Origin of the sequence: Collinsella sp. AF18-8LB (assembly GCF_003459795.1) — a bacterium.
Lineage (GTDB): Bacteria > Actinomycetota > Coriobacteriia > Coriobacteriales > Coriobacteriaceae > Collinsella.
Genome location: NZ_QRWU01000002.1, coordinates 53,259 through 75,752, shown reverse-complemented (window position 1 = coordinate 75,752; position 22,494 = coordinate 53,259). Strand labels below are relative to the sequence as shown.

Sequence of the window (22,494 nt, the reverse complement as noted above, 5' to 3'; positions counted from 1 at the left end):
CCCCCACGAGGTAATTTGCGTCCCGATCGGAGTTCGCGTTGAGTCGGCCGCCACGAAACCGGCCCATCTACTACGTTTAGTCGTGAACCCCCGACCACGCCGCAATTGTCAAAAATAAAACCGCAGGTAGACGGCTTGGCGGTTTTCGAAAAACCACCGTGTGGTTGGCCCCTACCACTTAAACGTAGTAGATAGGCCGGTTTCGTGGCGAGGCATGTTGCGGGACGCGCACGGACCGACCCATCGAAACTATGCCGGCTTAAGATATGCGGACGGAGCTGACGGAGACGACGTTTGCCCAGATAAAACCGACCAAAATAAACCTGTCCCTTATTGGCAGGTTCAAAACCATGCCGGTTTACGGGGCAGAACCAGTGCCCCTTGAGCATGCCAGAAACGGCAAGGACAAAACCGCAGGTAGGAGGCTTGTCAGTTTACGGAAAAACGGGGTATGGTCAGCACTCACCGTTTCAGCCCCGTAATCCGGCATGGTTTTGATTTTGGGCAGTCGCTCGGACGAGCGCATGGCATCTAGCCCCTTTGAAAAAAACCGGCGGGGCGCTCCCCCCCCGCCGGCTTGGTACCGAGTCTTTGTCGTTTGGGCTACTTGGCAGCCTCGGGCTTGTAGGTGGCAAACTCGATCGCAAAGCCCACGGCGGCACCCACGAAAGAGGCAACGATAGCCCAGATCATGTGGTTGATGCCGTTAACACCGGAGGGGTCGATGAAGGACAGCCAGTTGAAGACGCCCAGACCACCGGACATGTACGCCACGGCGCCGGAGAGACCAATGATGAGGCCGCCCACAGCAGAACCGATGCTGGCGTTGATGAAGGCCTTCTTATCGGGCAGGGCGACACCGTAGATAGCGGGCTCGGTGACACCAAAGAAGAAGGCGGAGATCATGGCCGGCAGCGCGATACCGCGGAACTTCTCGTCCTTGTTCTTGAGATACATGGCGAAGAGCACGGCGCCCAGCGAGAAGGAGTGGGCGATAACGGAGCCCAGGATGTAGTCGTGGCCCAGAGTGGACAGGTTGACCAGCGCGATGGGCACGAGCGACCAGTGGAAGCCAAAGATGACCAGGCACATCCAGAAGGCACCGACGAGGGTGCAGCCCAGGAGGGAGCCGATCATGGGCAGGCCAAACAGCAGCGCGAAGAACTCACCAAGCAGGTTGGTGATGAGCGTGGCGATGGGGCCAATGACCAGATAGCCAAGGGTGACGGTAACGGTGACGACGATCAGCGGGGTGAAGAACATCTTCATAGAAGCGGGCATCCACTTCTTAACCCAGTGCTCGAGGGTGGAGCCAAACCAGACCATGAGCAGGATGGGGATAACGGAGCTGGTGTAACCCGAGGCAGGCATGATGAGCGGCAGGCCCAGGAACGTGGTGTACCAAGAGAAGGTGCCAGCAAAGCCGAGCTCGACGGAGCCGACAACCTCGCCCGAGGTCAGGGCAACCATGGTGGGATACACCAGGGCAAAGGCGATGGCCATGCCGTTGAACTCGCTCATCTTGAACTTCTTGGCCGCGGTAAAGCCAAGCACCACGGGCAGGAAGTAGAACATGCCGTCAGCGACGGTGTAGAGCAGCGTGTAGGCGCCGTCGTTGGCAAAGCTCGGGACCAGGAAGGTAGCGAGCGCCAGCAGGCCCTTCATGATACCGGCAGCGGCGAAGGTGCCGAGCATGGGGGCGAAGATGCCCGAGATGAGGTCGATGATCACATCGGTAACGCCCTTGGGAGCGGCATCGTCGTCATCGGCGTCGACGGCGCCGCCGTCGCTAAAACCGCCGGCCTTGAGAACGGCGTCGTAGACGTCCTCGACGATGTTGCCCACAACAACCTGGTACTGGCCGTTGGCGTGCATGACCTTGATGACGTTGGGCAGCTCGGAGATTGCCTCGTCATTGGCCTTCGACTCGTCCTTGAGCTTAAAACGAACACGGGTAATGCAGTGTGCGACGCATTTGACGTTGGACTTGCCGCCAACCAGCTCTACGATCTGGGCAGCAAGATCGTCATATTTACCTGCCATGATCTGTCCTCTCTTTTCCAAATTTCGACAAAAATATCCCCTACCGCGAGCCGGTACCTTGCCCGCAGTTAGAAACCAAAAAGAATTGTTGCGATTGCCGCCGGGCTGGCGGCTTTACTCACTCGGTCTGCGAAGCCGATCGCAGACGGTTGATATGCATCATCAGATACAAGAGCTCCTCGTCCGAGCAGCTCTGCTTGAACTCTTTCTCGAACACGCGGTTGATGGCGTACGCACACTGGTAGGCCTCGGGAAAATCGCGGGCGGCCTGCATAAACAGTGAGGAGTTCTCGGTCTGCGTGCAGCTGCCCTTAACAAGGCGGCGAACCAAAAAGCGCAGGTGCGCAAGAAAGCGAATGTAGCAGTACGACGCCGTGTCGAGCGAGCAGCCGAGCTGCTTTTCCACGGAATGGGTTACCTCGTCAAGCACGCGGGTGCTCTTCATGATGAAGTCCATGTCCTTGGCGCGGCCCATGCCGTCGACCTCGGCGTTAACGATGTGGAGCGCGATGCTCGTGGCCTCGTTCTGACCCAGCTTGGCGCCGGTGTGCTTTTGCACGATGGCGAGCGCGGCCTGACCGATTTCGAGCTCACGCGGGTAGATGAAAGCCACCTCATGCTCGAGCGGGTTGGGAGCGCTGATCTGGTCGTCGTCGCGCTGAACGGCAAACTGCAGGTGATCTGCCAGGATAAAGGGCAGGCCACCGGACAGCTTGCAACCAAGCTGCTGGGATGCGAAGCAGGCAATGTCGCTTGCCGCGAGCAGAACGTCGTCGGGAAGTGTGCCGACCATATCCTGCAGGCTCTCGGGAACGTTATAGAATTTGCGCTGGATGAGCGACTCATCGGCAAGCTCGTAGGGCATCTCGTGAAAACCGATGCCCTTGCCAAAGACAACAACCTCTCGGCCGTCATCGCTGGCGGCGAGAGCAACGTTATTGTTGATCTTCTTTAAAATGAGCATGAAAAAACTCCTCGGACATCGGCGCTAGACGACGGGGCGATATTCCTCGTCTTCTATTATGCGCAAGTGATGCCTCCCGAGGAGTAACAAACTTGTGAGCACGTGGGCGATTGTAGGATGAAACTTGCATGCAGCGTAAGCCCCATTGGTGCGAAAGTCCGCTGAACGGTAGGAAATCGCCTGTAAACGGCAAAACCACCACAAAGGTGCCTGGCCCCTTTGTGGTGGTTTTGGCTGATGCCCCGATGTTACTCGCGCGGGGTGCCGTAGGGGTTGTACAAATCTGCAAGAGCAAATGTGCCGGTAGTAGCATCAAAGTCGAGTTCGAGCACACAGCAGTTGCCAATGCGGTGCTTCATCTTGAGCGGCTCCACGCCCACGCCGCGCATGACCTGAGCCGCTGCGGCGCCATGGCTCACGCACAACACGCTCTCATGTCCAGGGCGCTGCATGAACTCGGTGATGGTCGCCATCATACGCTCGCGAAACTCGACTTCGCCCTCGCCGTCATACTGCTTGTAAAAATCGCCGTACGGCAGGCGCGGATTCAAATCCTCGCTCGCGCCCTCAAATTTGCCAAAGTTCCACTCCTTAAGGCCCTTGACGCGCTCGTAAGGCTGACCGGGGAACGCAAGCTCAAGCGTGTCGCACGCACGCTCGGACGTCGAACTGTACGCATGGTCAAACGTAAGGCCACGCCCTCGCAGGGTCGCACCGACAGTTTTAGCCTGCTCGATTCCCAGCTCGGTGAGCGGCGAGTCACACCAGCCCTGCTTGCGACGAAGCAAGTTAAAGAGCGTTTGACCGTGACGCATAAAGTACAGTTTTGACATGAGGCCTCCGTGATCGCAATCGTTTGTCAGCGATTATGACACCTTGAGCTAACTTTAAGTCAAAGCTTTTTTGCAAAAACCACCACAAAGATGCCTGTCCCTTTTTGGCATGTTATGGCAGCGCAGCGAGCCGGTTCCAAGTGCCCCAGGTCGCCCCGAAAGAGGAGCGACGCGTACTTTGGTACGCGAGCGACGGCTTGAGGGGCGAGATGGGGTGCTTGGGGCCGGCGCAGCGTCAAGCCTTAAAGGTGGTCTTGGATGAGATCGCAGATGGCTCGGGCGTCGTTGATGTTGATGGCTCGGGTCGCAAAGCCGGCGTCGAAGGCATGACGCGCCAGGGCTTCGTTGCAGGCAAGGGCCAGCGTGCGACCGTCGACCAGGTCGAGCGAACTCTTGCCGCGCAGACGGTCGACGCCGGAGCGCGCGACCACGATGTTGTCGAAGCCCTCGGTCTTGTAGCCCTCGATGATCACCACATCGACATCGTTGTAGCGCGACAGCAGCTCGCGCGCGGACATCTCGTCCTCCTCGCGCGTGTCGGCGTACTCCGCCCAGCGCGTGGCGCAGATGAGGCCCACGTGCTTGGATCCGGCTTGGTGATGGCGCCAGGTATCCTTAGCGGGCACGTCGATATCAAAGCCGTGGTGCCCGTGATGCTTGAGTGAACCCACGCGCAGGCCGCGGCGGGTGAGCTCGGCGATAACCTTCTCGACGAGCGTGGTCTTGCCCGAGTTTTGGTAGCCGATAAACGCGATCGCGGGGACAGCCGGAGCGGGAGCTGCGGGCGCGATGGCGGCAGGTGCGCTCGCGGGCGCGTTGCCCGCGGCTCCCACGGCCTCAACAGCAGCGGCCTGACGCTCTGCGCGGTCCCACACGCCCGAGCGGCCACCCTCCTTGTGCAGCAGGCGCACGTCGACGATCTCCATGCCGCGATCGACGGCCTTGCACATGTCGTAGATCGTTAGGCACGCAGCACTCGCGCCGGTCAGAGCCTCCATCTCAATACCCGTCTTGCCCGTCACGCCCGCCGTGACCAGTACGTGAAAGCCAACCTGCCCGTCCGCGCGCGCCGGCGCCCAGCCCTCGGGCACGTCCTCGGCCGGCGTCCCCGCCGGAGCGATGGGCGCAATGTCGCACTTGCTCTTGGTAATGAGCAGCGGATGGCACATGGGGATGATGTCGCTCGTGCGTTTGATGGCCATGATGCCCGCCACGCGCGCGCAGGCAAGCACGTCGCCTTTTTTGGCGCGGTCCTGCAGCACCATGGCCTGCGTCTCGGGATGCATGAGGATGGTGCCCTCGGCGATGGCGATGCGATGAGTCTCGGCCTTGTCGGACACGTCGACCATGCGCACCTCGCCCTTGGCGTCCACGTGCGTCAGCTCGTCGCGGCGGGCGTCGCGGGCGGACTCGGTGGCAGCACTGGCAGTCGGCTGCGCGGGCGCTGCGGCGCTGCCAGCATTCGCCGCAGCCGTGGCTTTGTGGGCAGACATCGCGGCCCTGCGAGCGACCTTGGTGGCATCGGCGTACCTGCTCTTGGCCATATGATCATCCTCCGATTTGGGACATAAATCGTTGCGTGCCCTCAATTATCGCGTGTTCCTGCGGTTTGTGGGCCACGGCATCGCGCCAAATCGAAAGTACCCGTATATCATCACCACGGCGCAGGGCTTCGCGCACCGAATACTCGGCATCGCTGAATAGGCACGGACGCACGTTGCCATCGGCCGTCAGGCGCAAACGGTTGCAATTCGCACAAAAATGGTTGGACATGGCGCTAATGAAGCCGACCGTTCCCGCCGCACCCGGAAAGTGCCAGTAGCGCGCAGGGCCCGGGCCGGCAGGAGCGTCGTTGATGTCGAGCGGCTCGAGCTCGCCCAATCCCGCCGCCGCGGCCCCGGCATTGATGCGCGCCCGCAGTTCGTCGCTCGGAACGGTGTCGCTCGCATCCCACAGCGCCGGATTGAGCGCGGGCGCATGCGGGTCCACAGCGCAATGAGAGCTCGTACGCTCGTCGCCGATGGGCATGTATTCGATGAAGCGCAGGTGAATGGGACGGTCGACGGTCAGGCGCGCGAGGGCCGCCACATCTTGGTTGAGCCTGCGCACAACAACGCAGTTGACCTTGACGGGCTCAAAGCCCCAGGCCAGCGCCGCGTCGATGCCGGCCATGGTCTGCTCGAGCCGGCCCAAGCGGGTGATCTCTTCAAACAGCACGGGTCGAGCGTATCGAGTGAAATGTTGACGCGGTTAAGCCCGGCGTCTTTGAGCTGCGGCGCCAGCTTGGGCAGCAGGGCGCCATTGGTGGTAAGCGAGATGTCCTCGATCTGCGGAATCGCGCGGATGTCGCGAATGAGCGGGATGATACGGCGGCCGACCAGCGGCTCGCCACCCGTCAGGCGCACGCGGCGAATGCCTCCCCCGCCACCAGGCGCACAAAGCGGGCGATTTCCTCGGCGCTGAGCAGCTCGTCGTGCACGCGGGGCGCCACGCCTTCGGCCGGCATGCAGTAAATACAGCGGAAATTGCACTTGTCGGTAACGGCAATGCGCAGGTAGTTGATATCGCGGCCAAAGCCGTCATGTTGCACGTGCCCGTCCACGCAGCCCTCCCCTCACGCTGGTCTTTATTCTTTAGGGAATATAGTACCGCACGGGAAGAATAGGTCGACATGCGTACGACACGACGCAGGGCGAATGGCGTTTTCTAGTGCGAACTCGACATGGTTCAACACACCTGCATTCAATTGGAAATGCCTACGCACGCAACTTTTTCGCCCGGTCCTCAACTCAAACCTTGACTCTACAATCGTTGTAGGGTTTTCACTACACTGGTAGCTAAACGACCCAAGCCAGAAAGTGCCCCGCCCATGGAACACGACCTCACACGCGGCAATGTCCTTAAGACCATTGCGGTCTTTGCCCTGCCCTATATGCTCTCGTACTTTTTGCAGATGCTCTACGGCATGGCCGACCTGTACATGATGGGACAGTTTAGCGGCGCGGCCGGCATCACCGCCGTGGGCAATGGCGCGCAGACGCTCTATATCATTACCGTGACGCTCGTGGGCCTGGCCATGGGAACGACAGTCATCGTCGGCCACGCCGTGGGTTCGCGCCGCTTTGACCGCGCCGAGGCCGCCATCGGCAACACCATCACGCTCTTTATGGGCGTCTCGGTGGTGCTGGCCGCCGTCTTGTTTGCGCTGTGCCCGCAGATCGTGGCGCTCATTGGCACGCCGGCCGAGGCGGTCGAAGGCACCGCTGCCTACCTGCGCATCTGCTTTGTCGGCATTCCGTTTATCGCCGCGTACAACATCCTCTCGGCCATCTTTCGCGGCCTGGGCGATTCGCGCTCGCCCATGTACGTGATCGGCGTGGCATGCATCATTAACATCGCGCTCGACTTTTTGTTTATCGGCCACATGGGACTCGGCCCCGTGGGCGCGGCGCTCGGCACGGTAACCGCCCAGACGGCAAGCGTTGCCCTCGCGCTCGTGTGGCTCAAGAGCCGCCGCACGCACATTCACCTCAAGCGCAGCGACCTGCGTCCCCAGCCCGAGGTGCTCAGCAGCATTCTTAAGATCGGCGTGCCCGTGGCCGTGCAGGACGGCTGCATCCAGGTGGCGTTTATGTTCATCACCGTCATCGCCAACCACCGAGGGCTCGTCGACGCCGCCGCCGTGGGCTTGGTCGAAAAGATGATCAGTTTTTTGTTTATCGTGCCGAGTTCCATGGGCGCCACCGTCAGCGCGCTCACGGCGCAAAACGCCGGCGCGGGCAAGGGCGACCGCGCGCGTCAGGTGCTCAAAGATGCCATGACCATCTCGGTGATATATGGCTGCCTGATCACGGTGCTGATGTGGCTGGTGGCACCGGCGTTTCTCGGCTTTTTTGCCAAGGACGCCGCGGTCGTTGCGGCCGGCACCGGCTATATGCGCAGTTATATTTTTGACGCGATCTTTGCCGGCATCCACATTTGCTTTAGCGGTTTTTTCGCTGCGTATGGCAAGAGCTACATCGGCTTTGCGCACAACGTGCTGGCAGTGGTGCTCATTCGCGTGCCCGGCGCGTGGCTGCTGTCGAACGCCTACTCCGACACGCTGTTCCCCATGGGCATCGCCTCGCCGTGCGGGTCGATTCTGTCGGTGATTATTTGCGTGGTGGCATTTACCGTACTCAACCGTCGCGGAGCTTTTGACAAGCTGATGGCGTAGCGGCTCGTTCGTGTCATACGACGGCCGCGCTGCATGGCCCCAGCGTTCCCCCGCCCACCGAAAGGAGCGGTCCCATGACCGACACGCCAACTGAACATACCGAGGGCCTGCTCCGCATTGGCGAAGTGGCGCGCATGTTTAACCTGAGCGTGGGCACGCTGCGCCATTACGAGCAGATGGGCTTGCTGGACCCGGCGCACATCGATCCGGCGAGCGGGTACCGCTACTACGGATCACGGCAGCTCTCCACCCTTAACACCATCAGCCACCTGCGCGTTCTCGACTTGCCGCTCGCACAAATCCGTGAGTTTGTGACCACGCGCGATGTGAACCTTATGCAGCGGCAGCTGGCTCAGCAGCAGGAGCTCATCGAACGCAAGCGCCGCGAACTGGAGCGCGTGTCGCGCAAGATTGACAACCGGCTTACCCTGCTTCACGATGCCTTGAACACCGAGCTCGATACCATTTGCGCAATCGATGCACCCGAGCTTCGCTGCGCCGTGCTGCGCGAACGCGTCAACCCCACCGACGCCTATGCGCTGGAGTGGCAGATTCGTCAACTGCAGAAGGGGCAGCACGAGACCTTTGTCTTTCTGGGCAACTTGGGCGTCGGGATTGGCGCCGAGCGCCTCGCCGCCGGTGATTTTGATGGCTACGACGAGGTCTGTCTGATGCTCGATGACACCGATGATTACTTGGGTGACGTTGAGACGCGACCTGCCGCGCACTGCCTGACCATAAGCTTCCGCGGCACGCACGGGCAAGCAGCCCCACGCTACGAGCGGTTGCTCGGCTATATGCACGAGCACGGCATAGTACCCGCCGGCTCCTCGCGCGAGATCGCCTTGATCGATGACATTATCAGCGACGACCCAGCAACCTACGTGACGCAGATCACGGTGCCCGTTACTGCGGCCGAATAAAAACCTCCCGGATAGCATCGGACCATCCGGGAGGCTCTTCAATTTGATTAATTTGGCTATCGGCGCCTTAAGCCTGGGGCACCTCACCAGTCGCAAGAATCTGCTCGAGTGCGTCCTCATCCAATACAGGCACGCCCAGCTGCTCGGCTTTGGTGAGCTTGGAGCCCGCTTTGGGGCCGGCGACCAGATAGCTCGTCTTCTTTGACACGCTGCCCGAAACCTTGGCGCCGAGCACCTTGAGCGCCGCGCCCGCCTCGTCGCGGGTGCGGTTGACGAGCGTGCCGGTGAGCACGAAGGTCAGACCCGCAAGCGGCTGTGCGTCAGCAAGCTCACCCGCCACGCCAGCGTCGGCTGCGGCCTGCGCGTGCGCGGCGCCCAAGTCGACCTCGAGCGACAGGCCCGCCTGGCGCAGGCGCTCCAACACGGCAAGGTTCTCGGGCACGGCCAGGAACTGCTTGACGCTTGCCGCAATCTTGGGACCGATGCCCTCGCACTCGGCGATGTCCTCTTCGCTTGCCAAGATGAGCTTGTCAATCGACAGGAATCGTTCGGCGATGACCTCGCCCACACTCTTGCCCACGTGGCGGATACCCAGGGCAAACAGTACGCGACCGAGCGGCTGGCTCTTGGACTTGTTGAGCTCGGCGATGATTTTCTCGGCCGTCTTGAGGCCCACCGGGATGGGGTCACCCTTCTTGACGCCCTTTTTGCTGTTGGAGCTGGCATACACGCGACCCGTGTCTAGGCCGGCGATGTCGTCGACCGTGAGCTGGTAGAAGTCGGCGACATCGTGGATCAGGCCAGCAGCGATCATCTTGTCGACGATCTCGTCGCCCAGGCCGTCCACGTCCATGCAGCCGCGGCTCACCCAGTGGAGCAGGCGCTCCTTGAGCTGCGCCGGGCAGTCGATGGACACGCAGCGATATGCCACCTCGCCATCCTCGTGGACCACGGGGCTGCCGCACACGGGACAGACCTCTGGCATGTGCCAGTCGACCGAATCGGCCGGGCGTTTGTCGAGCACCGGCCCCACGACCTCGGGAATCACGTCGCCCGCCTTGTGCACGATGATGGTATCGCCCTCGCGCACGTTTTTGCGGCGGATCTCGTCGATGTTGTGCAGCGTGGCGCGCGCGATGGTGGAACCGGCGACCGTCACCGGGTTGAACTCGGCGACCGGCGTGAGTACGCCGGTGCGACCAACCTGGATTCGAATCTCGCGCAGGATGGTCTGCTTTTCCTCGGGCGGGAACTTAAAGGCAATGGCCCAGCGCGGTGCGCGGGCGGTAAAACCTAGGTCGAGCTGCTGCTGGAAGCTGTCAACCTTTACGACCACGCCGTCGATGTCGTAGTCCAGGTCGCCGCGGTGCTCGAGCGCCTGGGCACAGAACTCGTGGACCTCGGCCGGCGTGGCGCAACGAGCCACGTTGGGGTTGACGCTAAAGCCGGCGTTGCGCAGCCAGTCGAGAAATTCGCGCTGGCTGTGGACGTGCAACGGGTCGGTATCGGCAATGGCATAGATAAAGGTGGCCAAGTCGCGACGCGCCGTGACCTTGGGGTCTTTTTGGCGCAAGGATCCTGCAGCGGCGTTGCGCGGGTTGGCGAAGGGGTCGCGGCCCTCGGCATCGGCCTCTTCATTCAGACGTACAAAGCTGCCTTTGGGCATATAGACCTCGCCGCGTACCTCAATGGTGCGCTCGCGGTCGGCGCCCATGTGGGCGAGCGCCGGCTCGGACAGGTGCATGGGCACATCCTTGATGGTACGGACGTTGAGCGATACGTCCTCGCCCGTGGTGCCATCGCCACGTGTGGCCGCGCGCACAAAGGTGCCGTTTTGATAGGTAAGCGCCACGCCCAGACCGTCGATCTTAAGCTCGCAAGTATAGGTGACGCTGCCGGCACCGAGCGCATCCTCGGTGCGTTGGAGCCATGCGTCGAGCTCGTCCAGATCCATGGCATCGTCCATGGAATACATGCGCGCCATGTGCGTTACCGGCGTAAACTGCTCGCTCACGTAGCCGCCCACGCGCTGGGTATAGCTGTCGGGCGTCACCAGGTCAGGATAGGCCGCCTCGATCTCCTGCAGCTCAACGAGCATTTTGTCAAAGGCGGCGTCCGTGATCTCGGGCGCATCGAGCATGTAGTAGCGATAGGCATGGTAGTCGAGCTCGTGGCGCAGCTCGGCCGCGCGTGTTGCCGCTTGGGCACGGGCATCGGTCGGTGCGGTGGCTTCCGCGGTCGTGGGCGTTTCGGTATCGATGTCCACGCCGTCACCAAACAGGCTCGATTGCTCCATAGCGGCACTCCTTCGCTCGATTTCAAACGGATACTAGAGTACCACCGGTCGCAATGAGGCCGAATAGCGGTCTCGAACCGCACCGAATCGGCAGCCGCCAGACTGGGGTGGACAGTTAGTTCAGATACGTATAAATCCTAGAGCTGGATCAGGCACGAACACCCCTGTTTCAGCTAATTTGGGCTCCCTGAGACCATGTAAACGTCCCGCTCTCCCTCCCAAACGCCCATTCAAGCCCCATCCCAATCAAAAATTGCTCAAAACGCATCCCAAGCTGCCCCAGATTTATACGTATCTGAACTAACTGTCCAGGCCATTCCGAACCAAGTCTCTTACCAGCCACAAGTGATCCGTTTTCCTCGTCCCCAAGGGATCATCGCGAAAAGAGGGGGCTGCCCCGCGTTGGCGGGACAGCCCCCTCTGGCTTCGATATGTGTGGAGTGGCTCGTTAGTAACCCTGACCGTAGCCCTGGCCCTGGCCCTGCTGGCCTAGCAGCTCCTCCAGGTACTGGCGCAGCTGTTCGTCGGTAATACCGCCGTTGCCGGTGTCGGTCGCGCTGTCGTCCTGCTGCTGGTTCTGCAGCTCCTCGTCGGAGCCCAGTTCAACCGTGACCTTCTTCTCTTCCTTGCCGCGCATGAGCGTGATCTCGACCTTCTCGCCCACCTCGTGGCTGCGCAGTGCGATGATCAGGCCATCGGCGCTCGTGATCTCGTCGTCGCCCAGCTTGGTGATGACATCGCCCTCCTGAATGCCGGCCTTGGCAGCAGGACCATCCTCAACGACGCTCGCCACATACGCGCCGCTATCGGTGCTCAGCTTGTTGGTGCGGGCGTTGAGCGCGTTGACGCTCGAAAGCGTAGCGCCCATGTACGGATGCACCGGCGTCTTGCCGTCGATGATCTGGTCGGCAATGTTCTTGGCATAGTTGACCGGAATGGCAAAGCCCACGCCCGAGCTGGAGCCCGAATAGCTCTCGATGAGCGAGTTGATACCCACAAGCTCACCATTGTCGTTGACGAGCGCGCCGCCGGAGTTGCCCGGGTTGATAGCGGCGTCGGTCTGAATCATGTTGGCATAGATGGTATTGCCGCTGGTAGAGCTCATGGCCGTGGAGCGATACAGTGCCGACACGATACCCGTGGAGACAGACTGTTCGTTGCCAAACGGCGAACCGATCGCCATGACCCACTCGCCCACGTTGAGCTTGGAGGAGTCGCCGATCTCGATCGGGGTGAGCTTGGAGGCATCGGCATCCTTGAGCTTGATGACGGCGAGGTCGCTCGAGGCATCGTTGCCCACGAACTCGGCCTCATAGGTGGTGCCGTCGTCCATGGTCACCACGTACTGGTCGTAACCATCGACCACGTGGTTGTTGGTGAGGATGTGGCCCTCGGTATCGAGCACCACGCCCGAACCGACGCTGCCCGAGCTATCCGACTCGTCGGCAGACTGCGAAAGCGAGCCATTCTGGCTACCGCTCGAAGTGGCGGCGATGGAAACGACGGAGGGCAGGGCCTTAGCAGAGACGGCCTCGGCCAGCGTGGTGTCCTCGGAGTCGATGGTGATCTTTTGCGTCGATGAACCCGAAGCACCCGCCGTCACGGCATTCTTACCGCCACCAATATCGAGCGTGCCACTCATAATGAGTGCGATGACCAGCAAGGCTCCGCAGGCACAACCGGCAAGCGCCGTAATAAAGATCGGCAGCTTTTTGGTCTTGGTCTTGACCACCGTGTGCTTGTTTACAACCTGCTGGCCGCCCAGCGGCTTGCCGGTCTGCGTGTCGTAGGCCTGCACGTAGGGAATGTTGTTGCCGTCGGCAGGCGTCGACTCCACCTGTACGCGCGGCTGCTGCTGAGTCTCGCCGGCGTTGCCCGCATCCTGGGGACGCTGGGGATCGTTCTCGTTCATGCTGCAATCCTTTCGTCAAATAACCAAAGGCCCGCCAAACATGTGGCGGGCCATCATTGTTCACGTTGAGTTGTACCCCAATATGTGGGCGAACGTGTATGAGAACGAAATCTTTTAGGAAGGTTTAAGTTCTGTTGCAGACCCGAAAGGGACCCCCACCTGTGGCAAAGCCACCACAAAGGCGCCTGTCCCCTTTGTGGTGGAAATCTAGTCCTTAAACAGATAGCCCACGCCGCGGACGGTGGTGATGTGTGCCGCGATCTGCGGGCCCACCTTGGAGCGGATGCGTCGGATATGCACGTCGACAGTACGCGTACCGCCGCAGTACTCAAAGCCCCACACGCGGTGCAGCAGCACCTCGCGGCTGTAGGCGCGGTTGGGGTGCGTGGCCAAAAAGCTCAGCAGCGAGTACTCCATCAGCGTCAGGTCGATGGGCTCGTTATCGAGCGTCACCTGGTAGGTAGCCAGGTTGATCTCGAGGTTGTCGATGTTGAGTACATCGTCGGCGGTGACGGTCTCCTCCTCGCCCATCAGGCGCTGCGCACGAGCCTTGAGCTCGTTGGGCGTCGCCGTGGGGCATACAAAGTCGGCATGCGCGTGATTGGGCAGGCGCAGGGTGCCGAGCGCCTCGTCGTCGACGATCACCAACATGGGAACGCCACCGCGATCGTCAAGCCACTTGGCAATCTGATCGATGCGGTCGCTGCGGATGCCATCAGAATCGAGGATCAGCAGGTCAAAGTCGTGCGCCGCAGTCGGCGAATCGGGGGTGGCCAGGCTCACCTCGACACCCAGGGTGGTCGTCAAGCTGCGGGCAAACTCGTGAAAGCGCGTCGTGCGCGCCATGAACAGGGCACTCTTTTCGGACATATCGGCCTCCAAGGAAATGAGCTCAATCGTACTGGAACAAGCCAGCGCGATTAGGAGTTCGCCAGGTAGTGCTTGATCTCCCATTCGGTGATCGTGGATTCGAACTTATGCCACTCGTCGCGCTTCTTTTTGAGGAAGAAGCTATGGATGTGCTCGCCGAGGGCATCCTTCATAAACTGCGAGTCCTCAAAGACGTCGAGTGCCTCTTTAAGCGAGCGCGGCAGCGGCGTATAACCGGCCTCGAGCATCTGGCGGTCGTTGAGCTTGAGCGTCTCGGCCGTGGCCTCGGGCGGGAGCTCCAGCTTGCGCTCAATGCCGTCGAGACCAGCCGCCAGCGTGACGGCGTTGACCAGATACGGGTTGGCCATGGGATCGGGGCTACGAAGCTCGATGCGCGTGGACAGCTGCTTGCCGGGCTTGTAGACCGGGATGCGAACCATGCTTGCGCGGTTGCGCAAGCCCCACGTGGCGTACTGCGGCACGGAGTCGCCGCCCGTGGTGATGCGCTTGTACGAGTTGACGGTGGGGTTGGTGATGGCGCTGATCTCGCGCGCGTGCGCCAGGATGCCGGCCATGTAATGCTTGGCAATATCGGAGAGGTGGTACTTCTCGTCGGCCTCGCCCCAAAAGACATTGTTGCCGTCGTGGTCGAACAGCGACTGATGCAAAAACATGGCGCTGCCGTCCTCGCCCGCCAACGGCTTGGGCATAAAGGAGGCGTGGCAGCCGCTCTCGTAAGCCTGCTGCTTAATGATGAGTTTGGCCGTGGTAATGGCGTCGGACATGCTCAGGGCCTCGGCATGGCGCAGGCTCATGCCGTGCTGCGAGCGACCGGCGGCATGGAAGGTGTACTCCACGGGCACGGACATCTTCTCGAGCGTAAGGACCGTGTTGCGGCGCAGATCGCGAGCGGCATCGCTCACCGAAAGATCGAAGTAGCCCACGTTGTCGAGAGGCTCGGGCGTGTGCTCGTCGGGGAAGTAGTAATACTCCAGCTCGGCGCCCACGTTGAGCAGATAGCCGGCTTTCTCTGCCTTGCGGAACATGCGACGCAACGCATCGCGCGGATCGCCGGCGAAGGGCTTGCGATCGGGAGTGCACACGTCGCAGAACACACGGGCGACGCCGTTGTGGCTCGGACGCCACGGCAAAATCTGGAAGGTCGAAGCATCGGGAAACGCCAGCATATCGGCTTCCTCGGGCGTGGCAAAACCCTCGATGGCCGAGCCGTCAAAGCCAATGCCCTCCTCAAATGCGACCTCGAGGTCCTCGGGGCTAATGGCAAAGTTTTTGAGGCGGCCGAGAATGTCGACAAACCACAGACGCACAAAGCGGATGTCACGCTGCTCTACGGAGCGGAGTACGTAATCGATGTTCTGCTGGTTCATGTCGCTCCCCTTTCTTTCGGGCGGGTTTCGACTGGTCTATACCGCAGATACTATCGCAGAAAAATGTTTCCGCAGGGTTAAAGCGTATCAAGCGCTCAAAAAACGTGCGCGAACAGGCGGGTGCCAAGCACGAACGAATGGTTAGCGCGAGGTCGAAGCGCGGTGTTCGATGTGACCGGGAATCTCGATGCGCTTGGGGGCGAGCTTTGCGGCATCGCCCACCGTGGTGGTGACCACATCGATGCGCTCAGACAGACGCTCGACCACGCGCTCGGCGATGGTGAGGGTGTCCTGCGCGGCCGTGGTCACGCCGCCAAAGAGCACATGATTCCAGGGGTAATCGTCAAACGTCGCAATCTTGAGACCCGCCGGCAGCGAGGGGCCCAGCTGCGCCAACGCCTCGGTCAGACGCAGAAAGACCAGGCCGTTGACGGCGATAAGGCCGAGCTTTTTGCCCGCATAGTCGCGGATGGCCTCGTCCAGGCGGCCGACACCCGCGGCGCCACCGTCGGCCAGGGTGACGACCTCGCCGGTCGGGGCGCGACGCGAGAGCTCGTCGGCAAAGGCCTCGGCGCGCTCGCGACGCACGGGGCTGTCGTCGCTTGCCTCGGTGAGCAGGCACAGGTGCTCGCTGCCCGCGGCGACCAAGGCGTCTACCAGGCCGGCGACCAACTCGCGGTTGTTAGAGGTCACCAGATCGATGCCGCCATTGGCAACATCGCGGTCGAGCAGAACGACAGGCAGGCGCCCCGCGGCCGCGGCGATCGCTTTGTCGTTGCCACCACAGGTGTTGACGATCAGGCCGTCCACGCCGGCATCGATAAGTCTGGTGAGCGACTCTGCCTCCTTGGCGGGGTCGTTGCCGCTAATGGCCGTCATGAGCGAGCTGCCGCGCGCGGCGGCGCTGGCGGAAAGCCCTTCGAGCATGGCGCTCGAGAACGGGTTGCCAATGTCGGCCAGAATCACGCCGATGAGGTTGGTGCGTGAGCTGCGTAGATTGCGTGCGGCGGCACGTGGGCGATAGCCAGTGCGCTCGATAACCGCCGCGATGCGAGCACGGGTTTCCTCGGTCATCTGCCCGGGGCGGTTATTGAGGTAGCGCGAAACCGTGGCCGGGCTCACGCCCGCCTCGGCGGCAATGTCCTTGATTCTCATCTGCGCCATAGCGCACCCCGTTTCCCAATTGTCGGCAACCTGAGCCATTTTAGGCATTTATACGAACTGCCTACGCCACCAGAGCCGCAGAACGATCTTAATTTCACCGCAGCTAATAAAGGGCGCGAGTTAGATGGCCGAGTCTTTAGGCAGCTCAAAATAGTCGGGATGCAAGGCGATAACCGGGCCCTGCTCCTCGGGCATCAGATGCAAGTGCGTCTCTGCCAAATAGCTCGCCGCGTCGGTATCGCCCTTCTTAATGGCCTCGAGAATCCGGCGATGCTGCCGACGAATCGGCTCCCAATCCAGATCCTGCGACACCATACGCAACCAGTTGTAGCGCTCGAAATGCGTATTGACGCTCCTCATCCAATCCCACAACATGTGGCGGCCGGCAATCTCAAAACACGTCTCATGGAACAGGTTGTCCAGATCGAAAAAGCGACGCGTTTCGCTATGGTCGAGCGACTCGGACTCGGCAAGAATCCGCTCGAGCCGCTGCTTTTGCTCGGGCGTGGCGGCAGAGCAGCATTTAATGAGCACGCTTCTCTCGAGTTTCTCTCGCAAGAAACAGGCGTTCTCGGCGCGCTCCATGCTGATTTTTGAGACATAGGTGCCGCTTTTGGGACGCGTTTCCACCAGCTCCTGCTCACGCAAGCGCACAAAAGACTCGCGAATGGGCGTGCGCCCGATTCCCGTCTCCTTTTCCAGACCAATCGCCGAAAGGCGCGTGCCGGGCTTGAGCTCGGCATAGATGATCTTGGAGCGCAATGCGTTGTATGCCTGATCTTGCAGGCTCTGATAATGCTGGTGCTGTTCCATAAAGCCCTCGAATGAAGCTCACGGTTTGTCGAATATCACCACGTAATACTATCGCATCCCCCATTCCCTCAGTTGCGGTGAAATAGGGCGCGCTCACGTCGCCAGGATCACAAGAACAAGCGGCGGCATCCCGAAACCCGGGACACCACCGCTGTTTTGCTATCGGATGGCGCAGAGACGCCCCCCTCATGCGCCAGGGGATTGATTAGAGCTCGCAGGCGACCTTGTAGCCATCGCCGATGGCGTCGCGGATGTTACCGCACTTCTGGGCATCGCCCAGCACGTGGGTGACAACGCCGGCAGCGGCAAGGTCATCGGCAAGCTTGGTATTGGGGCGGTAGCCCATGGCAAGCACCAGCGTATCGGCATCGGCGATGGTGTGGATCTGGCCATCCTTTTCGTAACTGATGGTGTCCTCGGTAATCTCGGTCACCTTGGCCTCGGTCAGCACGTGAACGCCCTTGGAGAGCATGCGCGTGATGAGCACCGCGCGACCGGCACCGCCCTCGTTGGCGGCGAGCGTCTTGGTCATCTCAATGACGGTGACATCGCGATTGGCCGGCGACAGGTCGTTGACCAACGGGGCCAGGTAATCGGCCGTCTCGCAGCCGACGGTGCCGCCGCCCACGATGACGATCTTCTTGCCCGGGAAGGCCTTGCCGCCCAGCAGGTCGTCAGCCGTCATAACCTGCTTAAAGCCCTGCATAAAGGCCGGAGCGATGGGCTCGGCGCCATAAGCCAGGACAACCTCGTAGCCCGCGTAATCGCGCTGAATGTCCTCGGCCGAAAGCTCGGTACCAAAGACGCACGTGACGCCGGCCTCGGCCAGGCGACGGTACTGATACTTGATCACGCGGGTGAGTTCCTGCTTTGCCGGCGGAACGGCTGCGATGCGCATTTCGCCGCCCGGCTCATCCTGCTTGTCCACGAGCACCACGTTGTGGCCGCGCTTGGCGGCAATGTAGGCCGCCTCCATACCCGCGGGGCCGGCGCCCACGACGAGCACGTTCTTGGCCTCGGCGGCAGGCTCGTAGCCGGCCTCGTCGCGCTCCACGTCCGGGTTGACGGTGCAGGAGATGCGCTTGCCGAACATGATGCCGTTCAGGCAGCGCAGGCAGCCGATGCAGGGACGAATCTCGTCGGCGTTGCCGGCAGCCGCCTTGTTGCAGAACTCGGCATCGCACAGATTGGCGCGGCCCATCATGCAGATGTCGGCAGCGCCGTCCTCGATCAGCTCCTCGGCAATCCATGCCTCGTTGATGCGGCCCACGGTGGCAACGGGAATGTTCACATGCTTTTTGATCTCGCGCGAGCAAGCGGCGTGCGAAGCCTGCTGCGTGCCAGCGGCGGGAATTGCAGAGCCGCGCTTGATGGTGGTACCGCCCGACACGTGAATCATGTCGACGCCGGCCTTCTCCAGGCGCCGCGAGACGTAGATCATGTCGTTGAGGGTCAGGCCGCCATCGGTGTACTCGTCGCCCGAGATACGGACGTCGATGATGAAGTCCTTGCCGCAACGCTCGCGAATCTCGGCGATGACCTCGAGCAAGAAGCGCATGCGGGCGTCGAGCGAGCCACCGTACTCGTCGGTACGCTTGTTATAGAGCGGGGTCAAAAAGCCGCCGAGCATGCCATGGGCGTGCGCCGCATGGACCTCGACGCCATCAACGCCGGCCTTCTGCATACGCACGGCGGCGTCGCCGAACTGATGCGTGAGCTCGTGGATCTCATCGACCGTGATGGGGCGCGGCGCCTCGCGGGCATAGGAGGGGCCCACAAAGGACGGAGCAATCAGGCGCGGCGTGCCCGGAATGTTAAAGGCCATGTAGGCGGGGTGGAAGAGCTGCGGCATGATCTTGCAGCCGTACTCGTGGACGGCCGCGGCGAGCTTTTCCCAGCCGGGGATAAACGAGTCGTCGTAGCAGCACATGTCACCCGGCAGATAGGTATAGGTGGGCTCGACCGTCACGACCTCGGTGATGATCAGGCCCACGCCGCCCTTGGCGCGGGCACGGTAGTGGTCGACCAGGTCTTCGGTCACGTAGCCATGGTCGGCCAGGTTGGTGGACACCGGCGGCATAAAGACGCGGTTCTTAACCTCGGTCGTACCGACCTTGATCGGGCTGAAGAGCATCGGGTAGGCGGAGGACTCCATACAGGGTTCCTTTCGTTTGAGCCGCTCGGCGGCGGTTGCTGATGTACCTATCGTATCAGCAACCGCCGTATCTGCACTCGCTCGCACTCCTCACCTTCAATCCCGACCCTCACAAAAAAGTTGCGGTGGAATACGGAGTAGATAAGGCCTTTGGCAGCAAAAACAGTCCGTATTCCACCGCAACTGATGGGCGGGGTGGAATTGAGGGCTCAGATAGTCAGTCATGCCCTCATCCGCCACCCCCTCACCTACAGCGCGCCGTCCAGCATAAGATTCACCTTGAGCACGTTGACCGTGGGCTCGCCGAACATGCCGAGGAAACGGCCCTTGGTGCACGCGGCGATGATGTCGCGCACCTCGTCCTCACTTTTGCCCGTGGCCTTGGCAAGGCGCGGAACCTGGTACTCGGCGGCATCCGGAGAGATCTCCGGGTCGAGGCCGGACCCCGAACACGTCACCAGATCGACGGGCACAGCGTCCATATCGGCATCGGGGTTGGCGGCGCGGATCTTCTTCACGCGCGCATCTATCAGCTGCCGATACTCCTCACTCGCCGGGGACAGGTTGGACGGGGCACCATACGCCATGAGCTCGCCGTCTTCGCCTTCGACAATTGATACGTTCTGGATACGACCCCACATGTGGGCTTCGTCATCGAAGTTCTGGCCGATGAGCTCGGAACCCACAACCTTGCCGTCGACCGTAATGAGCGATCCGTTCGCCTGGTACGGAAACGCAAGCTGCGCGACGCCGGTCACCACGAGCGTGTATCCCAGGCCGCAGACGATGGTAAACAGCGCGAACACGCCAAGTGCGCGCGATGCGATACCTTTGAACATACAAACCTCCGTCTACATCATGCCAATGCCGAACAAGGCCAGCAGTATGTCGATAATTTTGATGAATACGAACGGCGCCACGATACCGCCCAGACCCCACACCAGCAGGTTGTGGGTCAGCAGCTGGCCGGACGAAAGCTCGCGGTACTTCACGCCTTTCAGGGCGGCAGGAATCAGCGCGACGATGACCAACGCGTTGTAGATAATGGCGGACAGCACGGCAGACAACGGGCTGGTGAGCCCCAGGATGTTGAGGGCGTCCAACCCGGGGTAGATCGGCGAGAACAGCGCCGGGATGATGGCGAAATACTTGGCGACGTCGTTGGCGACCGAGAAGGTCGTGAGCGAGCCGCGGGTCATGAGCAGTTGCTTGCCGATACGCACGACCTCGATGAGCTTGGTGGGGCTGGAGTCGAGGTCGACCATGTTGCCGGCCTCCTTGGCGGCCTGAGTGCCGGTGTTCATGGCCACGGCGACGTCCGCCTGGGCGAGCGCCGGCGCATCGTTGGTGCCATCGCCGGTCATGGCGACCAGGTGGCCCTCACGCTGGAACTCGCGGATCTTCTCGAGCTTGCCTTCAGGGGTGGCCTCGGCCAGGAAGTCGTCCACGCCCGCCTCGGCGGCGATGGCGGCCGCCGTGAGCGGGTTATCGCCCGTCACCATGATGGTCTTGATACCCATGCGGCGCAGGTCGGCGAACTTCTCCTTCACGCCGGACTTGATGATGTCCTTAAGGTAGACGACACCCAGCACACGTCGGTCCTTTGCCACGACCAACGGGGTGCCGCCCACCTTCGCAATGCGTTCGACGGCCTCGTCGCACTCCTTCGAGAACACTCCTCCGGCAGCCTCCACATAAGCGCGAACGGAATCGGCCGCACCCTTGCGAATCTCGCTGCCGGCGTAGTTCACACCGGACATGCGGGTCGCCGCGGTGAAGGGGATGAACTCCATGCCCTTATCCTCGAGCGTGCGGCCGCGCAGCCCAAACTGCTCCTTGGCGAGCACGACGATGGAGCGGCCCTCGGGGGTCTCATCCGCCAGAGAGGACAGCTGCGCGGCATCGGCGAGTTCTGCCGGATCGACACCGTCGACCGGAATGAACTCAGCGGCCTGTCGGTTGCCCAAGGTGATGGTACCGGTCTTATCGAGCATGAGGATGTCGACGTCGCCGGCGGCCTCGATGGCGCGGCCGGACATGGTCAGCACGTTGGCCTCGTTCAGTCGGCTCATGCCGGCGATGCCAATGGCGGACAGCAGCGCACCAATGGTGGTGGGCGCCAGACAGACGAGCAAGGCAACGAGCGTGGTCACAGCGGTGGGGTTCGCCATACCGTTGAGCCCTGCAGAGAAACTCGAGTAGCAGTACAGTGCGAGCGTCACGAGGATGAAGATGACGGACAGAGCAACCAGAAAGATCTCGAGCGCGACCTCGTTGGGGGTCTTCTTGCGGGCGGCGCCCTCGACCATGGCGATCATCTTATCCAGGAAGCTCTGGCCAGGCTCGCTGGTGATTTTCACCACAATCCAATCGGAAAGCACGGTAGTGCCGCCAGTGACGGCAGAACGGTCGCCGCCAGCCTCGCGAACCACGGGTGCAGACTCGCCGGTGATGGCCGACTCATCAACCGAGGCGGCACCCTCGATGACATCGCCGTCTCCCGGAATCTGCTCGCCGGCGCGCACGACCACCAGATCCCCGCGTGAGAGCTCGGTACCGGGAACGACCGTGAAGCGGTCCTTATCCTCGACGGACTCGATGCGATGGGCCTCGACGTCCTTTTTCGCCGCGCGCAGGGAGTCTGCCTGCGCCTTACCGCGGCCCTCGGCAAGTGCCTCGGCAAAATTTGAAAAGAGGTCGGTCAGCCAGAGAATGACGGCAATGGCGATCACATAGTACGTGGGGACGCCGGCGTCCTGTACCCCAAAAATAGAGGCGATGGCCAGAATGGAGGTCATGGCGGCCGAAAGCCACACCAGGAACATAACCGGGTTTTGGACCTGGACACGGGGGTCAAGCTTGGCAAATGAATCGCGCACCGCGCGGCTCATCATGTCTTTTTGCATAACCATAAATC

17 protein-coding genes and 1 pseudogene are annotated in these 22,494 nt (G+C 61.5%); 2 read left to right on the top strand and 16 right to left on the bottom strand.

Going from position 1 to position 22,494, the window contains the following annotated elements:
- Positions 1 to 603 precede the first annotated feature (603 nt).
- The 7 genes and pseudogenes from DWX25_RS04020 to DWX25_RS09625 form a co-directional block, all read right to left on the bottom strand.
- Positions 604 to 2,043: a PTS transporter subunit EIIC gene (locus DWX25_RS04020; protein ID WP_117858854.1), complete on the bottom strand. Its 1,440-nt coding sequence runs from the start codon at positions 2,041 to 2,043 to the stop codon at positions 604 to 606.
- Between the two features lie 118 nt (positions 2,044 to 2,161).
- Complete coding sequence (locus tag DWX25_RS04015) at positions 2,162 to 3,007, bottom strand: PRD domain-containing protein (protein ID WP_117563639.1); 846 nt, start codon at positions 3,005 to 3,007, stop codon at positions 2,162 to 2,164.
- Positions 3,008 to 3,255: 248 nt separating this feature from the next.
- A complete protein-coding gene (locus tag DWX25_RS04010) occupies positions 3,256 to 3,840 on the bottom strand; it encodes a histidine phosphatase family protein (RefSeq protein WP_117563640.1) in 585 nt (194 codons plus the stop codon).
- 242 nt (positions 3,841 to 4,082) lie between these two features.
- Positions 4,083 to 5,384 carry a molybdopterin-guanine dinucleotide biosynthesis protein B gene (mobB, locus tag DWX25_RS09770; RefSeq protein ID WP_117798988.1) on the bottom strand — a complete coding sequence of 434 codons (1,302 nt, stop codon included), beginning with the start codon at positions 5,382 to 5,384 and terminating at the stop codon, positions 4,083 to 4,085.
- A 4-nt stretch (positions 5,385 to 5,388) separates the two neighbouring features.
- Positions 5,389 to 6,057 (bottom strand): hypothetical protein, encoded by a 669-nt coding sequence (locus tag DWX25_RS04000; protein ID WP_233505221.1) that lies wholly within the window; start codon positions 6,055 to 6,057, stop codon positions 5,389 to 5,391.
- Positions 6,058 to 6,104: 47 nt separating this feature from the next.
- Positions 6,105 to 6,245 (bottom strand): annotated as a pseudogene (locus DWX25_RS09630) (GTP 3',8-cyclase MoaA); the annotation flags it as partial.
- On the bottom strand, positions 6,236 to 6,442 hold the full coding sequence (locus tag DWX25_RS09625; protein WP_233505222.1) for a hypothetical protein: 207 nt from the start codon (positions 6,440 to 6,442) through the stop codon (positions 6,236 to 6,238). The pseudogene DWX25_RS09630 and the gene DWX25_RS09625, both read right to left, overlap by 10 nt.
- Positions 6,443 to 6,709: 267 nt before the next feature.
- Between DWX25_RS09625 and DWX25_RS03995 the strand changes: the two genes are divergently transcribed.
- A complete protein-coding gene (locus DWX25_RS03995; protein ID WP_117734659.1) occupies positions 6,710 to 8,056 on the top strand; it encodes an MATE family efflux transporter in 1,347 nt (448 codons plus the stop codon).
- 74 nt (positions 8,057 to 8,130) lie between these two features.
- Positions 8,131 to 8,979, top strand: a complete 849-nt coding sequence (locus tag DWX25_RS03990; protein ID WP_117793981.1) for a MerR family transcriptional regulator — start codon at positions 8,131 to 8,133, stop codon at positions 8,977 to 8,979.
- 67 nt (positions 8,980 to 9,046) lie between these two features.
- Here the strand turns inward: DWX25_RS03990 and ligA are convergent, their stop codons facing one another.
- The 9 genes from ligA to kdpB all read right to left on the bottom strand — a co-directional run bounded on the left by ligA (position 9,047) and on the right by kdpB (position 22,489).
- Positions 9,047 to 11,275: an NAD-dependent DNA ligase LigA gene (gene ligA / locus DWX25_RS03985; protein WP_117798989.1), complete on the bottom strand. Its 2,229-nt coding sequence runs from the start codon at positions 11,273 to 11,275 to the stop codon at positions 9,047 to 9,049.
- A gap of 448 nt (positions 11,276 to 11,723) precedes the next feature.
- Positions 11,724 to 13,187: a S1C family serine protease gene (locus DWX25_RS03980; protein WP_117743212.1), complete on the bottom strand. Its 1,464-nt coding sequence runs from the start codon at positions 13,185 to 13,187 to the stop codon at positions 11,724 to 11,726.
- A 207-nt stretch (positions 13,188 to 13,394) separates the two neighbouring features.
- Positions 13,395 to 14,057 carry a response regulator transcription factor gene (locus DWX25_RS03975; protein ID WP_006234733.1) on the bottom strand — a complete coding sequence of 221 codons (663 nt, stop codon included), beginning with the start codon at positions 14,055 to 14,057 and terminating at the stop codon, positions 13,395 to 13,397.
- A gap of 50 nt (positions 14,058 to 14,107) precedes the next feature.
- A complete protein-coding gene (locus tag DWX25_RS03970; protein ID WP_117798990.1) occupies positions 14,108 to 15,445 on the bottom strand; it encodes a glutamine synthetase family protein in 1,338 nt (445 codons plus the stop codon).
- 141 nt (positions 15,446 to 15,586) lie between these two features.
- A complete protein-coding gene (locus tag DWX25_RS03965; protein WP_158557577.1) occupies positions 15,587 to 16,609 on the bottom strand; it encodes a LacI family DNA-binding transcriptional regulator in 1,023 nt (340 codons plus the stop codon).
- A 120-nt stretch (positions 16,610 to 16,729) separates the two neighbouring features.
- Positions 16,730 to 17,422 carry a GntR family transcriptional regulator gene (locus tag DWX25_RS03960; RefSeq protein WP_117763599.1) on the bottom strand — a complete coding sequence of 231 codons (693 nt, stop codon included), beginning with the start codon at positions 17,420 to 17,422 and terminating at the stop codon, positions 16,730 to 16,732.
- A 205-nt stretch (positions 17,423 to 17,627) separates the two neighbouring features.
- A complete protein-coding gene (locus tag DWX25_RS03955; RefSeq protein ID WP_117798992.1) occupies positions 17,628 to 19,577 on the bottom strand; it encodes an NAD(P)/FAD-dependent oxidoreductase in 1,950 nt (649 codons plus the stop codon).
- Positions 19,578 to 19,825: 248 nt separating this feature from the next.
- Complete coding sequence (gene kdpC / locus DWX25_RS03950) at positions 19,826 to 20,416, bottom strand: potassium-transporting ATPase subunit KdpC (RefSeq protein WP_117763597.1); 591 nt, start codon at positions 20,414 to 20,416, stop codon at positions 19,826 to 19,828.
- Positions 20,417 to 20,428: 12 nt separating this feature from the next.
- Positions 20,429 to 22,489: a potassium-transporting ATPase subunit KdpB gene (gene kdpB / locus DWX25_RS03945; RefSeq protein WP_117798993.1), complete on the bottom strand. Its 2,061-nt coding sequence runs from the start codon at positions 22,487 to 22,489 to the stop codon at positions 20,429 to 20,431.
- Between the last annotated feature and the right edge of the window lie 5 nt (positions 22,490 to 22,494).